Annotated in this window: 12 protein-coding genes; 3 read left to right on the top strand and 9 right to left on the bottom strand. The window is 62.4% G+C overall.

Annotated features, from left to right (window positions below):
• Nucleotides 1-104: 104 nt before the first annotated feature.
• The gene (locus ACLHHB_RS08640) at nucleotides 105-1688 is read right to left on the bottom strand and encodes a lysine--tRNA ligase (protein WP_410217869.1); all 1584 of its coding nucleotides are present in this window, start codon (nucleotides 1686-1688) and stop codon (nucleotides 105-107) included.
• Nucleotides 1689-1776: 88 nt separating this feature from the next.
• On the opposite strand from ACLHHB_RS08640, the gene ACLHHB_RS08635 reads away from it, so the two are divergent.
• The gene (locus ACLHHB_RS08635; RefSeq protein WP_410217868.1) at nucleotides 1777-2199 is read left to right on the top strand and encodes a tellurite resistance TerB family protein; all 423 of its coding nucleotides are present in this window, start codon (nucleotides 1777-1779) and stop codon (nucleotides 2197-2199) included.
• Here ACLHHB_RS08635 and ACLHHB_RS08630 read toward each other — a convergent pair.
• The 3 genes from ACLHHB_RS08630 to ACLHHB_RS08620 form a co-directional block, all read right to left on the bottom strand.
• A complete protein-coding gene (locus tag ACLHHB_RS08630) occupies nucleotides 2196-3602 on the bottom strand; it encodes a D-alanyl-D-alanine carboxypeptidase (protein WP_410217867.1) in 1407 nt (468 codons plus the stop codon). The genes ACLHHB_RS08635 and ACLHHB_RS08630 overlap by 4 nt on opposite strands.
• Entirely contained in the window at nucleotides 3592-4191 is a 600-nt protein-coding gene (locus tag ACLHHB_RS08625) for a nicotinate-nucleotide adenylyltransferase (protein WP_410217866.1), read from the bottom strand. The genes ACLHHB_RS08630 and ACLHHB_RS08625 overlap by 11 nt, the downstream gene beginning before the upstream one ends.
• A 90-nt stretch (nucleotides 4192-4281) precedes the next feature.
• Nucleotides 4282-5883 (bottom strand): bifunctional metallophosphatase/5'-nucleotidase, encoded by a 1602-nt coding sequence (locus tag ACLHHB_RS08620; protein ID WP_410217865.1) that lies wholly within the window; start codon nucleotides 5881-5883, stop codon nucleotides 4282-4284.
• Between the two features lie 147 nt (nucleotides 5884-6030).
• On the opposite strand from ACLHHB_RS08620, the gene ACLHHB_RS08615 reads away from it, so the two are divergent.
• The gene (locus ACLHHB_RS08615) at nucleotides 6031-6366 is read left to right on the top strand and encodes a DUF952 domain-containing protein (RefSeq protein ID WP_410217864.1); all 336 of its coding nucleotides are present in this window, start codon (nucleotides 6031-6033) and stop codon (nucleotides 6364-6366) included.
• Nucleotides 6363-7421, top strand: a complete 1059-nt coding sequence (locus tag ACLHHB_RS08610; protein WP_410217863.1) for a quinone-dependent dihydroorotate dehydrogenase — start codon at nucleotides 6363-6365, stop codon at nucleotides 7419-7421. The genes ACLHHB_RS08615 and ACLHHB_RS08610 overlap by 4 nt, the downstream gene beginning before the upstream one ends.
• Here ACLHHB_RS08610 and cysE read toward each other — a convergent pair.
• From cysE to ACLHHB_RS08585, 5 genes are all read right to left on the bottom strand, one after another.
• The gene (gene cysE, locus ACLHHB_RS08605; RefSeq protein ID WP_410217862.1) at nucleotides 7418-8245 is read right to left on the bottom strand and encodes a serine O-acetyltransferase; all 828 of its coding nucleotides are present in this window, start codon (nucleotides 8243-8245) and stop codon (nucleotides 7418-7420) included. The genes ACLHHB_RS08610 and cysE overlap by 4 nt on opposite strands.
• Nucleotides 8246-8323: 78 nt before the next feature.
• A complete protein-coding gene (locus ACLHHB_RS08600) occupies nucleotides 8324-9034 on the bottom strand; it encodes a DUF2793 domain-containing protein (protein WP_410217861.1) in 711 nt (236 codons plus the stop codon).
• Nucleotides 9024-12905 carry a glycoside hydrolase TIM-barrel-like domain-containing protein gene (locus tag ACLHHB_RS08595; RefSeq protein ID WP_410217860.1) on the bottom strand — a complete coding sequence of 1294 codons (3882 nt, stop codon included), beginning with the start codon at nucleotides 12903-12905 and terminating at the stop codon, nucleotides 9024-9026. Before ACLHHB_RS08595 ends, ACLHHB_RS08600 begins: the two co-directional genes overlap by 11 nt.
• Nucleotides 12906-12929: 24 nt before the next feature.
• Complete coding sequence (locus ACLHHB_RS08590; protein WP_410217859.1) at nucleotides 12930-13358, bottom strand: peptidase; 429 nt, start codon at nucleotides 13356-13358, stop codon at nucleotides 12930-12932.
• Nucleotides 13351-13534, bottom strand: a 184-nt coding sequence (locus tag ACLHHB_RS08585; RefSeq protein ID WP_410217858.1) for a phage BR0599 family protein, incomplete at its 5' end; no start/stop codon positions are given. The genes ACLHHB_RS08590 and ACLHHB_RS08585, both read right to left, overlap by 8 nt.

The raw sequence follows: 13534 nt of genomic DNA, 5'->3' as shown, positions 1-13534 counted from the left end.
CGAAAGGAATAGTTGATGAAACGTTAACACGTCCTGAAGGATGCGTGCGCTGCATCGCCCGTCAATGCAACGGGCGACTGCCTGTCTGGTAACCGGTTAGGGGGTCAGGCCGAAGCGACCAGACGTCCTTCCAAGGCAGAAGCGATCAGTTCCCGTGTCTCGTCGATGCCGTAAAGGGCGACAAAGCCTCCGAAGCGGGGTCCCTGGTCCGCCCCCAACAGCACCTGGTACAAGGCGCTGAACCAGTCACGCAGGGGCTCGAACCCGTGATCCTTGCCAACGGCAAAGACCATGGATTGCAGCGCCTCGGCATCCGCGGGCTGATCCCATGCCGACAGGCGCGCCGACAGGTCCTCCATCGCACGCCGTTCCCCATCGGTCGGTTCACGGAACTGCCGGGTCGGCGCGACAAAGTCGTCGAAATAACGCAGCGCAAAGCCAGCCGCCGCATCCAGCCCCGGATGCGTTGCCGGGCTTGCCTCCGGAGCATAGCGGCGGATGAAGCCCCACAAGCCTTCCTTGCCAGACGCCCCCGCCACCGAAGCAAGGTTCAGCAGCATCTGGAAGGACACCACCATGTCGGACTCAGGCACGTCGCCGCCATGAATGTGCCACACCGGATTGGCCAGTTGCTGTTCGAGGCTCTGGTCGGGATAAGCGCGCAGCTGTTGGTGATATTCATCGACAGCCTTGGGAATGACGTCGAAATACATCCGCTTTGCCGTCTTCGGCTTCTGGTACATGAAATAGGACAGGCTTTCGGTGGCCGCATAGGTCAGCCATTCGTCGATCGACAGCCCATTGCCCTTGGACTTGCTGATCTTTTGCCCGTGCTGGTCCAGAAACAGCTCATAGGTGAAATGCTCGGGCGCACGACCGCCCAAGATCTTGCAGATGCCGTCATAGATCGGGGTGTTGGTGCTGTGATCCTTGCCGTACATCTCAAAATCGACGTCCAACGCGGCCCAACGGGCTCCAAAGTCCGGCTTCCATTGCAGCTTCACCTGGCCGCCCGTCACGGACAGCGTGATCTCTTCGTCATCCTCGTCAAAGGTGATGGTGCCGGCCTTGGCATCGACATGCTTGATGGGAACATAAAGCACCCGCCCGGTCTTGGGGCTGATCGGCAGGAAGCAGGAATAGGTCTGCTGACGCTCCTCGCGCAGCGAAGCCAGCATCAACTCCATGAGCTCATCATATTTTTCTGCCGCACGCAGCAGCACAGGATCGAACTTACCGGACTTGTAGAACTCGGTCGCGCTGACAAACTCGTACTCGAATTCGAACGTGTCCAGAAAACGGCGCAGCATGGCATTGTTGTGCCCGCCAAAGCTGTCATGTTCACCGAAGGGGTCCGGCACCGCTGTCAGCGGCAGTTGCAGATGGCGCTGCAGCATCTCCTGCTGCGGGACGTTCTCAGGAACCTTGCGCATCCCGTCCATGTCGTCTGAAAAGCAGATCAGGCGCGTCGGGATGTCGCTGATCAGCTCGAACGCGCGACGGATCATTGTCGTGCGCGCGACCTCTCCAAAGGTGCCGATATGCGGCAGCCCGGACGGGCCGTATCCCGTCTCGAACAGAACATAGCCCTTCTCGGGGTCCTTCTTCTCGTACCGTTTGAGCACCCGGCGCGCTTCTTCGAACGGCCAGGCCTTCGATTGCATTGCGGCGTCGCGCAAGGTGGTCATGTCGCTGTCTCCTGCTGAAGGTCCGGAAGGCTTATTGAAAGCGCCGCGCATCGTCAATAATCTGCGCCCGAACCGATCGGAGCGTTCCATGACAATCGACTTGCCTTCCCTCACCCCCTGCGACGCGCTTGTCGCGGTCATGGTTGCCGTATCGGCCTCGGACAGCACGATCCGCACGTCGGAACTGGTGGCAATACAGCGCATGGTCGATCATGCGCCAGTGTTCGCCTCTTATGACGACGATCGGATCCGGCCCGTCAGTCAGACCGTGATGACCTTGTTCGAGGAAGAAGATGGTCTGGACGCGCTCTTCGGCCTGATCCGCGACGCACTGCCCGAAAAGCTGTACGAGACCGCCTACGCCTTGGCCTGCGATGTCGGTGCGGCCGATGGCCGTCTTTACGAGGGAGAGGTCGCCATGCTGGCCGAGATCCGGCATCAGTTGAACGTTTCACGCCTGCACGCGGCCGCGATCGAACTGTCGGCACGCGTGCGCCACATGACGCTCTAGACCTCCAGCCGCTCTGAAAACGCCGCAAGCAGATCGCGCTGCAGCATCTTTGCATCACGGGTCCAGGTGCTGACGCCGACCGGCAGTTCCTGCCCCACGGCGGCCTCGCGACGCATGCGGTCGGTGCAAAAGATCGCAAATGTTCCCTCGCCGCCGCCTGGCGAGGTGACATAGCCTGCCAGGTTCGACACGAAGTTCAGCGTCCCCGTCTTTGCGGAGACCTTGTGGCGCGCGGATGGATCACGCTCCAGATCGACGGACAGCGGATCCTGCCGCAACAAGCGTTGCAGCCCCAGATCACGTCCGGGACCCGCCAGGATCCGGGTCATCGCATAGGCTGACAGGCGGCTGCTTTTCGACAATCCCGAATGATCCGCCAACGCCGTGCCTTGGCCCCGGTCACCCAGCCAGTTCTGCATCGCCCGTGCCGATGCTGCCAAATCTGGCGCACCGCTTGCATGAAGACCCAGAGCCTCTGCCGTGACATTCGTGGAGTAGCGGAGCATGTCACGGATCAACACTTCGACCGAAGGACTGTCATGTGTGGCAAGCACCTGCCCCTCAGGCAGGCGATCGATCATTTCGGGTGCGGGCAGAGGCAGCCCACGCGCGCGACATAGCGTTTGGAAGACGTCAGCGGCATAAAGCTCGGGCAAACGGACCGGTAACCAGCGACTGCCGCTCCGCCCCATTGCCGCGCGCGAGATGGTCCAGTACTCGTGCTGCGGATCATTGCGATAGGTGAACAGATCACGATGATCGCCCGGCGAAGCTGTCACCGAATAGGCGCGTGGCGAATTCAGGGCCGACCGAGCCTCGACGCTGATCTGATGGTTCATCCCGACCCGGCTCCAGCCGAGGTGCACCCGGTTGAAGTTCAGGATGATGCCCGAGATCGAGGGATTGTACGGCAGGTGCTCGGCCTGTTCGTTTGCGATCTGAGGCAGATGCGGCAGCGCTCCTCCCCAGACAGCGAAACGTGCCGGCGCCTGCTGCCCGGTGGAAACCACCTGTGCAGCCAAACCCGCCAGATCGTCCGTGGACAGGACCGGGTCGCCGCCACCCGCCAGGATCAACATGTCCCCTGCGCGGAAGACCATGGTGCGAAATCGATGATTAGAGCCAAGCCGGTCCAGAGCATAAAGCGCCGTGATCGCCTTCATCGTACTGGCCGGTGCCATCGGAACAGCCGCCATGCCCAATGCCAGCGGCTCGTCGGCAGCCTGCAGGGCAAAGCTGACTTGGCCCGGCAAGGCATGTCGCGCAACAACTGCTCGCGGATCGGGCACGGGCCTCTGCGGCGGACGCAGGTCCAGCCCATTGGCACCTGCAAAAGCCGGAGACAAGATTGCCGGCATGGCCACAGCCGCAGCCCGAAGAAACCGGCGCCGATCAAGCCGCATGGGAAACCTCCCGCAAACGGGTCGATGAAAGGGCGGTCATGGGCAGGTTCAGCAGCGTCCAGCAGGGAGGCGCACGATCAGCCAAGGCCGCAGCCCGGCTTTCCGGCAGCCGGTTCTTTCGAAGCCGCTGCGCGGCGACAGCATTTCGGGCGGCAAGGCGGGTGCCCGGACGCGCCATGACCGCCATCGGGATGACGTCTGCAATCTCCTGCCAGCGATCCCAGCGATGAAATTGCAGCAGATTGTCGGACCCCATCAACCAGACAAACCGGACTCCGGTATACCGATCACGCAGGGCCCGCACCGTATCAGCAGTCATTCGCAGTCCCAACCGGCTTTCCAAGTCGGTGACGATGATGCGTGGGTCGGCCGCCACATGCCGCGCTGTCGCCAGACGCTGCGCAAGGGGAGCCGGCCCACGCACCTTCAACGGATTAGCCGGTGACACCAGCCACCAAACCCGATCCAATCTCAGGCGCCGCAGCGCCACCTGACTGATCAGGACATGGCCCGGGTGCGCCGGATCGAAGGATCCGCCAAGAAGACCGATGCGCTGGCCCGGCCGCGCGATGGGAAAGCCCGTTCTCATCCCGATCGCTTACCCGATGATGCCGTGCAAGCCAACGCCCTGTTGAAGGATCATGGCGGCATGCCGGTGCCATTCCGCACCGGCATCCTGTCACTTCAAGGTGACGCGACCATCGGTATAAGGCGCATAGTCACTGTCCCGCGCACCCAGATAATCGGCTACGACCTCGGCCAGATCCGGCCCGAAATCATAGGCGTCCTGCCCGTTCTGCGCAAAGATGTCATAACCGTCGCCACCACCCCGCATGTAGTTGTTCGTTGCCACGCCATAGGTCGCGGCTTCGTCGATGGGCACCCACTCACCCTCGGCTTCGATCATGACGCCGCTGATGCGCGCGCCGGCCTCTGCAGCAGGATCAACCGTGTACTTCAGCCCGGACACCTGTGCGAAACGGCCCGCCTGTTCCTCATACTGGCTGGCGCCGTTCTCCAGTGCGGCAATGACGTCCGCCCCACTCAACCGGAATGTCGCAAGGGTGTTCTGAAACGGCAGCACCGTATAGATCTCGCCCATTGTCACATCGCCCTCGTCGATCGAGGCGCGAAGGCCGCCGCCATTCTGGATGGCGATCGTGACACCCTGTTCGGCCACGCGATCCACCATGGCGTCTGCGACCAGGTTGCCCATCTCGCACTCGCGGACCCGGCAGTTGGCACGATCCCCGTCGATGGGGGCTGATGTGCGGGCCACCACCTTCTCGCGCAGTTCATTGATCGGCTCGGCCATCTCGGCCACGCGGGCCTTGATGGCTTCATCCTCTGCCACCGTGGCGTCCAGAAGGATCGGGTGCCCTTCCACTGAAGTCACGTGGCCCTGATCATCAAAAGTCAGGGTCAGATGACCTAGATATCGGCCATAGCCATAGGCTTGGACAACGGGCACCTCCTGCCCCTCGGGGCCAGCAACCATTGTTGGGTAGCTGCCGCTGGCACCCTCCATGTCGCCGAGAAGGGTATGGGAATGTCCCCCGACAATGGCATCGATCCCCGGAACCGAGGCCGCAAATTCCTGATCGCGGCCATATCCCGCATGGGTCAAGGCAATGATCTTGTCGACACCTTCAGCGTTCAGTTCATCGACCGCCGCCTTCAGGCTGTCGATATCATCCTGAAAGATCACGTTCGGCCCGGGAGAGGATGTTTCCGGCGTGTCCATGGCTAGGGCGGACACGATGCCGACCCGTTCATCCCCCAGTTCGATTACCCTGTGCTTGAAAACCTTGTTGGCCAGGATATTCGACTGCGTCACGTCGATATTGCCGGAAAGGATGGGGAAGTCCGCACCGTCGGCCAAGACCGCCAGCCCCTCGGGACCATCGTCGAATTCGTGATTGCCGACAGCCATCGCATCATAGCCGATGGCGTTCATGAACTCGACGACCTCCTTGCCCTTGTAGGTCGTGTAGAACAACGACCCCTGGTATTGGTCGCCTGCGTCCAGAACAATGACGTTTCCGCCTTCGGCCTTAATCTGATCGCGCAATTCATTGATCTTCGAGGCGATCCGAGCGACGCCGCCAAAGCACTCGCTCGCGGCAAGCTGCTCTTCGTTGCAGGTACTGTCGGAACTGTTGATCGGCTCGATCCGGCTGTGAACGTCATTGGTGTGCAGGATGTGCAGGACCATTTCGGCCTGTGCGGTCCCGGCAAACAGCGCAATGGCAGAGGCAGCTGCAAGAAGGCGTCGTGTCATGCCTGATTCCCCTTGTGTCCTGTCGGTTGATCACCTCAGCTTGGCGCAGTGACGCCAAGGCGTCAAACCGTCACTGGGGAATGCCATCAAAGCGTGACGGAACAATGACGGCTTGACCCGCCGCCTTCCGTCACGGCAAATGCAGCCATGCTGATCTACAAGATTTTCCGTCCCTCCGAATGGGCCCAGCTTCTGAATGATGGCTGCACTGATGGTGCGCCTGTCGATCGGGCCAATGGCTATATTCACTTCTCGAGCGCATCGCAGGTCGGTGCAACGCTTGCCAAGCACTTTGCACAGGAAGACAGGCTGATGATCGTGGCCTGCGAAGCCCGGTCCCTTTCGCCTCAATTGCTTTGGGAGCCTTCGCGTGGCGGTGCGTTGTTTCCGCATCTCTACCGACCGCTGCGCATCGAAGACATCCTCTGGTCGCGCACCATCCCGCTGACAGCCAAGGGCCATGATACCGGAGAACTGGAATGAGCCTTTTCGAAAAAATGGGCCTCACGACCCTCCATCGCCTCGACCCCGAGCGTGCGCATGACCTGTCAATACGAGCACTGGAAAAGGGCCTCGTGCCCCTGCACGGCAAACCTGTTTCATCTGATAGGCTCAAGACGTCGGTGGCAGGTATCGTCCTTCCCAATCCCATAGGCTTGGCGGCAGGCTACGACAAGAATGGCCGCGTGATCGCACCGTTGATGCGCTCGGGGTTCGGCTTCATCGAGATCGGTGCCGCAACACCCCGCGCCCAGGCTGGCAACCCGAAACCGCGCCTCTTCCGCCTGACACCCCAGCAGGCAATCATCAACCGGTTCGGCTTCAACAACGAAGGGGCAGAAACCATCGGGCGTCGTCTTGCCGACCGGCCTGCCGGCGTTCCTGTCGGCCTGAACCTCGGCGCGAACAAGGACAGCGCTGACCGGGCCGACGACTTCTCCAGGGTGCTGAAGACTGCGGGCGCAACAGCCGATTTCGTGACGGTCAACGTCTCCTCGCCCAATACTGAAAAGCTGCGCGACCTTCAGGGCGCGGATGCCTTGGCGGCACTGCTGGATCGCGTCATTTCCACGCGCGATGGCATGGCGCGCCGGATACCGGTTTTCGTCAAGATCGCTCCTGATCTGACAGATGCCGAGATCGGACAGATCGCGGCAGTCACGCGGGAAGCAAAGCTTGACGGGATCATCGCGACCAACACGACGCTTTCGCGTGACGGAGCCGCTGGCCCGCATGCCGCCGAGGCAGGCGGGCTGTCGGGGCGCCCCTTGTTCCAGCGCTCCACCCGCGTCCTCGCCCTGCTTTACCGAGAAACGGGCGGCAGCATCCCCTTGATCGGAGTGGGCGGCATTTCAGGACCGGACGATGTCTGGGAAAAGCTGCGTGCCGGAGCAACCGCTGTCCAGCTCTATTCGGCCATGATCTTCCAAGGGCTGTCCGTTGCGCCACGTCTGGCTGCAGCACTCGATGAACAACTCGCCCGGCAGCACATCACGCTACCGGAACTGACAGGCAGCGGTGTCGCCGACTGGATCTAGAGGATATCTTCGGCCCCCAGCAGCTGGTTCATGCTGTGTGATGGATCGGAACATCCCGCATCACCGATCACCCGCGCCGGCACCCCGGCCACGGTCTTGCAGGACGGCACTTCATGCAACACGACCGATCCCGCAGCGATCCGCGAATGATGTCCGATGCGGATGTTCCCCAGCACCTTGGCGCCCGCCCCGATCAGTACACCGTCACCGATCTTCGGATGGCGGTCGCCATCCTGCTTGCCCGTGCCGCCCAACGTGACCGAATGCAGCATCGACACGTCGTTGCCCACACTCGCCGTTTCGCCGATCACGATGGAATGGGCATGGTCGATCATGACGCCGGTCCCGATCGTCGCGGCAGGATGGATATCGACGCCAAAGCATTCCGAACACCGCATCTGCACGAAATAGGCCAGATCGCGACGCCCCTGCCCCCACAACCAGTGCGCCATCCGATATGCCTGCAGCGCCTGAAAACCTTTAAAGAACAGGATGGGCTGCAGCAGCCGATGCGTGGCCGGATCACGGTCATAGACGGCAACAAGATCCGCCCGAGCGGCATCACCCAATTCCGGCGAGGCTGCATAGGCCGCATCCGCGATTTCGCGCAGGATCTGCTCGCTCATCTCGCCAGATGCCAGCTTCAGCGAGAAACGGAACGCAAGAGCCGCCTCCAGGCTGTGGTGGTGCAACAAGCCGGCATGGATCAACGCCCCCAGAAGCGGCTCATCCGCCACGGCTGCACGCGCTTCATCGCAAAGCTGTGTCCAGATCGCGTCACGATTTACCGTCAACGGTTTCTTGTCGGTATGCAGCATGTTCATCCTGAGGCCCGCCCGGTCTGTCTGGATCCTGTCTTAAACCAGAATGCCAGCCGGGAAAAGCCGGGTGGGCCAACAGGATTACAGCGGCAGACGCAGCTCAAGCCAGTGCACGGCCAGCTTGATGCGGCCGCCGGCAAAGCTGCCGCTGTCGGTGGTAACGACCAAAGGTTCAGGCTGGTAATAGGTCATGGGCGCCCCCAGCATCCCTCTGGCCCAAGAATCCGCAGACTTGCCGAGGCCCTGCCCGAAGCGGTTCGTTGCGCCACTGGTTCCCAGCCGCCAGGTTGTCACCGTTCCGGTCAATGCGGCCGTGACACGGGCCGCAGCACCGATGACCATCGCACCGGCCGGAATGAACACGCCCGTGACCACGCTCGATCCTGCTGTCAGCGTCACTTCTCCCTCGGCCATGCCCGCCACCAAGCCCGAACCGGTCTGGCCCAGCGTCAATGCCCCGATGACCCAGACCGTGCCGTCATGAACGGCTTCCGCACCGCGATCGGCAACAAAGGCGCGCATTCCGGTCGACGGTGGCGCAAAGACCCAGCCACCGTTCACCCCGATGGCCACCTGCCCCCCCCGGCCCGCCCAGACACCTTGCGCGGCACTGGGAACGCCCCAGCATTGCCCGTCCGGCACAGTCTGCGGCGGTGTCGCTGTCGACACGCTCTGAAGGACCAAGTTTACCAATCCGTCAAGCCGCATCAGCGCCTCGTTGACCGTGACGTGCTTCTGGGCTTGTGCAGGCTGCAACAGCGCCATCTGCAGGCGCAGTGTTTCACTGGACATCAAAGTCTCTCCTCACAAAGGGGCCGCGCCCGAAGGTTTGCGACAATTGTGCCACCTCGACAGTGACCTTGCCTGATTGAATCTGTGACCAGATCGTCGAGGGGATGGCATAGGATGCAGCGCTCACCTGCACTTCGGTCACGATGCGAGCCGACTGGCTCAGCCGAACCAGATAGCGCTCGTTTTCTTCGCCCAGCGGGATGTCCGGCCCCTCCCAACTGTCCCCCTCGATGCGACTTCGACGCACCCAGGTAACGTCACGCCCCACCATGCGAAGGTGACAGGGCGCATAGGGTCGCAGCCCGATGCCCTTCGCGACGGTCGTGCGACTGCGGAAACTGGGCTCGTCAGGCGCCGCGAGGGCCGGCCCGACTCGCCAGAAGCGCTCCTGACCTCGTGATGACGGCGGCAGATCCAACTGCCGCACTCCGCCGTCCAGAAAGACCACCAGACTTCCCGCCGGCCAAATGTCGGGCATGACGGCATCGGTCCCGGCTTGGCCTCGCAGGCGGTGACTGATCTCCCAAACATTCGGCGCCGTCAGTTCCGCACGTGCGAATTGCATGACCTCCCACCGGTCAATCGATCCGTCACCGATAGCCAAGGCATTCGCGCCCGAAAGCAAGGCACGTTCCGTCACCGAACGCAAAGGATCACTGACCAGCCGCAGCTTCAGTGCTCCACCTCGATCGATCAGTCCGGGCCGCGCACGGTACAGAGGAGTCATCGTGCGACCGATCAGGCCACGGCGCTCGATCAGCAGGTTCAGGTCGAACCCGCCTTCCGCCTCTGCCGAAGCGTAGGCCGCCACCGTTCCGGGCCAGGGATGGCCGGCAACTGCAAGGTAAGGCGCATGTGGCACCTCGTCCCCTTTCAGCAGCGGCAGATCCAGGAAGACGGGCATGACCGGCAGCGGCGGCGAGTAGCGCCGGATGCTGCCTTGGTCATGATGGCTCAGGCGCGCGGAATAAAACCCGGCGTCTACCCGCACAGCATCGACCGTAATCGCGCCCGCACGCTCGACCCGGTCGATGCGCCATCGCCGGCTTTCCTGCCCGGTCATTCTTGACACGACGATATCGCCGGGCCCCAGGTCCCCTCGTGACGGAGGCAGTGCAAACCGTGCCGTGTCCCTCGCCAATTCGGCCTCTGCCATCCAGCGGTCGGCAATGGCACGTCCCTCCGGACGTGTCAGAACCATCGAAAACTCGCTGTCCGACACGGCCCGACCACCTTCCCGGCCTCCGCTCGCTTCCGCTGTCGCCACAGCGTAATCACCGCCCGCGGCCACGTGGCTCAGGCGCAACTGGCTCACATTGGTCGCCTCGACCTGGCGGACCGTCTCGAACCCTGTTACCTCGCCCGCCAACGCCAGATCGGCCTCGGTGATCTGTGCCGCTGCCAGGCCATCACGTGCAACGAACTTCAACACGCCGTCCCGTTCGACGGCGTCAAAGCCATAAGCCAGCATCAAGGGCTGCAATGCAGCCCGTGCGGATTCGCTGCCCTGCAGGGCATAGCCCCGTACTATTCCTGAAATGCCGGATACATCGAGCGCGGTAACTCCGGCCGCACGACAGATATCCCGCACGACCGCCCGCAGCGTGACAGCCCCTGCCCGTCCGTTCAGCCAGTGACCGCGCTCCCAAGCTGGCCCATCCGACCAAAGGTCATCACGACCGGGAAAGGCAGGATAAGGCCTTGCGTCCCAGCACCAGACATGCGCCCGGCTGACGTCCAGCATCGATATCCCGGCCGCATTGACAGGGTTGTTCTCAGGGTCGCGCCAATGGGCCATCGAGGCTTCGACGTAGGCGGCCTGGATCGCATCATTTCGCGTACCGTTGGAATAGTTCGGCAGCATGCTCTCCGAACTCATCGCGTCCAGAAACTTGTTGGGCTGGTTTGTGGCCTTGTCCAGTGCCGCGCAACCCAGTTCGGTGAACCAGATCGGCTTCATGCCCGGAACCCAGGCCGTCGCCTCGCGCTGCCGGACTCCGCCGGGACGGTTGTAATGCAGGTTCTGCCACCAGCTCTTCAGGTCCTTGTAACGCCAGACCCACGCTTCATCATAGAAACCATCTGTAATTGGGGTGCGGATTTGCGCATCACGATCGGCATCACTGGCATAATACCAGTCGAAACCCTCGCCGCCGGAAACATTGGCGCGCAGATAGTCGATATTGTCGATCCGTCCCCAGTGGGCATCCAGATGGTCGTCACCGTCGCGCCAGTCCGACAGCGGCATGTAGTTGTCGATGCCGATGAAGTCGATGTTGGGATCAGCCCAAAGCGGATCCAGGTGAAAGAACAACTCCCCGTTGCCAGGATGATGCCCGAAATACTCGGACCAGTCCGACGCATAGCCGATCTTGACGGACGGTCCCAATATGGCCCGCACGTCCGCGGCCAGTCGCCGCAGCGCCTCGACGGCCGGATAGCTCTGGTTCGGCCCTCGGATCTGCGTCATCGCGACCATCTCCGAACCGATCAGAAAGGCATCGATGCCTCCCGCCGCCGCGCAAAGATGGGCATAATGCAAAATGAACCGGCGATAGGACCATTCGTCGGGTCCCTGGTATCGCACTGTTTCGCCACTCCGAACGAAATCACCGGGCTTTGCCGCGCCGAAAAAGGCTGCAACCTGTTGCACGGCCGCCGCAGTTCCATCAGTCGACCCTTGGCGCCCCGGCGCGACGTTGCCGGTGATCCGGCCGCGCCACGGCATGACCGGCTGTTCGGCGGCGCCGTAAGGATCATGCAACCCATTACCGGCCAGTTGCTCCATCAGGATGAACGGATAAAATACCGCCTTTCGTCCCGATTCTGCCAATGCGCGCAACCCTTCGATCACGGACTGGTCCGAGGGCGTCCCGCCGTAAATGGGCCGGCCGTCCTTGCGGGCCACCTCCTCCGCCTGAACACGGGTGATGCCCCCCGCACGCCACGGCATCTCGGCCCCGTCCGCATCCCGAAACTCGACTTTCGGCTTCACCCGACATTCGCCGATGCGCAAGTCACTGCCAAACCAGGATACGATCAAAGAAACAGAGCCAACATTTGGCAGTTCGCGCCCCAGCACATCCAGCGAAGCCCGAAAATCCGTACCGCCCATAGGCGTGCTGACGTTGAAGCTGCGGGCTTCTCCCAAGTCATTGTCATGATTCACAGGCGTCGTTGCCAACGCGTACTCGCCCGTTCCGGGGATCAGCGCCACGGCTCTTACATCACGGCTCAACCCGCTCCCATCCTTGGCGGGACAGGTCACTTCGAAACTCAGTTGCGGCATCCGGTTGCCCCAGCGCTCGAGGCTCAGGTTTTCCAGAACTACATAGGCGATACCGCGATAGGCCGGTGCTTCGTAGCCCTCATGCGCCGCAATGACGGGATCAGGCATTTGCGTCTCGCCACCGCGATAAACGCGCAGATTTAAATCCTGCTGCGCGACCTCCTCACCGTCGGCCCAGACCCTGCCCACACTGAGAATGCGCCCTTCGCACAAAGCCAGCGCAAGCGACACCCGATAGCTGATCTGCGTGACGCGTGGCTTGGGCGCTCCCTTCCCGCTGCCACCGCCCTCGCTGCGGGTGACTTCCTCCAGGGGCGAGGCCCAGATCACATGGCCAGGCAACCGCATCTGTCCCCAGATGCGCGGCACAGCCATCCCTTCGCCCGCGGTCTGGATGCGCAACCGGTCGATGCGGCCGGTTTCGACGGCCTTGGCGCCACCGCCCAGCAAGCGCTGGTCGATCACGCGGCCGACAGCGGCCCCTGCCGCACGACCAAGGACCGCCCCTGAAAGCCCCAGCACAGCTCCGCCGAACCCCGCGCCAAGCGATGCACCAACTGCGGACAGGACAATCGTGGCCATGAAGACCTCCTTCGTTTCAGATGGTCAGGGAAAGCGGAACCGCGCGACGATCCGGGATCGCCACGGCAAGGTCAGCGGGCTCTCGATGACGCCATGATAGTTATAGGCATGCAGGAAACGGGGCTCAGGCCTGGCTTCCGACAAGATGCCCAAATGCTTGGCGATAGCGCCTTGGCGCATGCGGAACAGCAGGACCTGACCCGGAGACATCGAGGCGTCGCCTACCGGCACCAGATGCCGCATGGCTGCAGTCAGCAGCACCTCCGTGCTGCCGCATTCGGCCCAATCGGCGGTATAAGCCGGCGGCGCCTCCGGTTCCATTCCGTGATGAAGCTCTCGCCAGACGCCCCGGATCAAGCCCAGGCAGTCCGCGCCACATCCCTTGGTGCTGGCTTGATGGACACAGGGTGTTCCCAGCCACTCCCGGGCAGCCTCCACAACCGCGTCAACCACGATTTGGCCCAACCTGTGGTGCCATCAGCCAATCTTCGGACGGCAGATGGGGAAAGCCGCGGAAGTTGTGGAAGTTCGCGAACTTCAGTCGGCAGGTGCGCGCAGCCTTGTCGCAACCTGCTACCAGCCGGATCTGGTCACCCTTTGCGGGCAGAATGCCCAGAGCAGACCAAAGC

The organism is Paracoccus sp. (in: a-proteobacteria) (genome assembly GCF_046462195.1).
Taxonomy (GTDB): domain Bacteria; phylum Pseudomonadota; class Alphaproteobacteria; order Rhodobacterales; family Rhodobacteraceae; genus Paracoccus.
Note: the sequence above shows the minus strand (reverse complement) of the source record. Positions and strands in the feature narration are given on the sequence as shown.

Bases quoted from the DNA above. Each gene is read 5' to 3' on its own strand.
- ACLHHB_RS08640 (WP_410217869.1), bottom strand. From the start codon at position 1,688: ATGACCACCTTGCGCGACGCCGCAATGCAATCGAAGGCCTGGCCGTTC.
- ACLHHB_RS08635 (WP_410217868.1), top strand. From the start codon at position 1,777: ATGACAATCGACTTGCCTTCCCTCACCCCCTGCGACGCGCTTGTCGCG.
- ACLHHB_RS08630 (WP_410217867.1), bottom strand. From the start codon at position 3,602: ATGCGGCTTGATCGGCGCCGGTTTCTTCGGGCTGCGGCTGTGGCCATG.
- ACLHHB_RS08625 (WP_410217866.1), bottom strand. From the start codon at position 4,191: ATGAGAACGGGCTTTCCCATCGCGCGGCCGGGCCAGCGCATCGGTCTT.
- ACLHHB_RS08620 (WP_410217865.1), bottom strand. From the start codon at position 5,883: ATGACACGACGCCTTCTTGCAGCTGCCTCTGCCATTGCGCTGTTTGCC.
- ACLHHB_RS08615 (WP_410217864.1), top strand. From the start codon at position 6,031: ATGCTGATCTACAAGATTTTCCGTCCCTCCGAATGGGCCCAGCTTCTG.
- ACLHHB_RS08610 (WP_410217863.1), top strand. From the start codon at position 6,363: ATGAGCCTTTTCGAAAAAATGGGCCTCACGACCCTCCATCGCCTCGAC.
- cysE (WP_410217862.1), bottom strand. From the start codon at position 8,245: ATGAACATGCTGCATACCGACAAGAAACCGTTGACGGTAAATCGTGAC.
- ACLHHB_RS08600 (WP_410217861.1), bottom strand. From the start codon at position 9,034: ATGTCCAGTGAAACACTGCGCCTGCAGATGGCGCTGTTGCAGCCTGCA.
- ACLHHB_RS08595 (WP_410217860.1), bottom strand. From the start codon at position 12,905: ATGGCCACGATTGTCCTGTCCGCAGTTGGTGCATCGCTTGGCGCGGGG.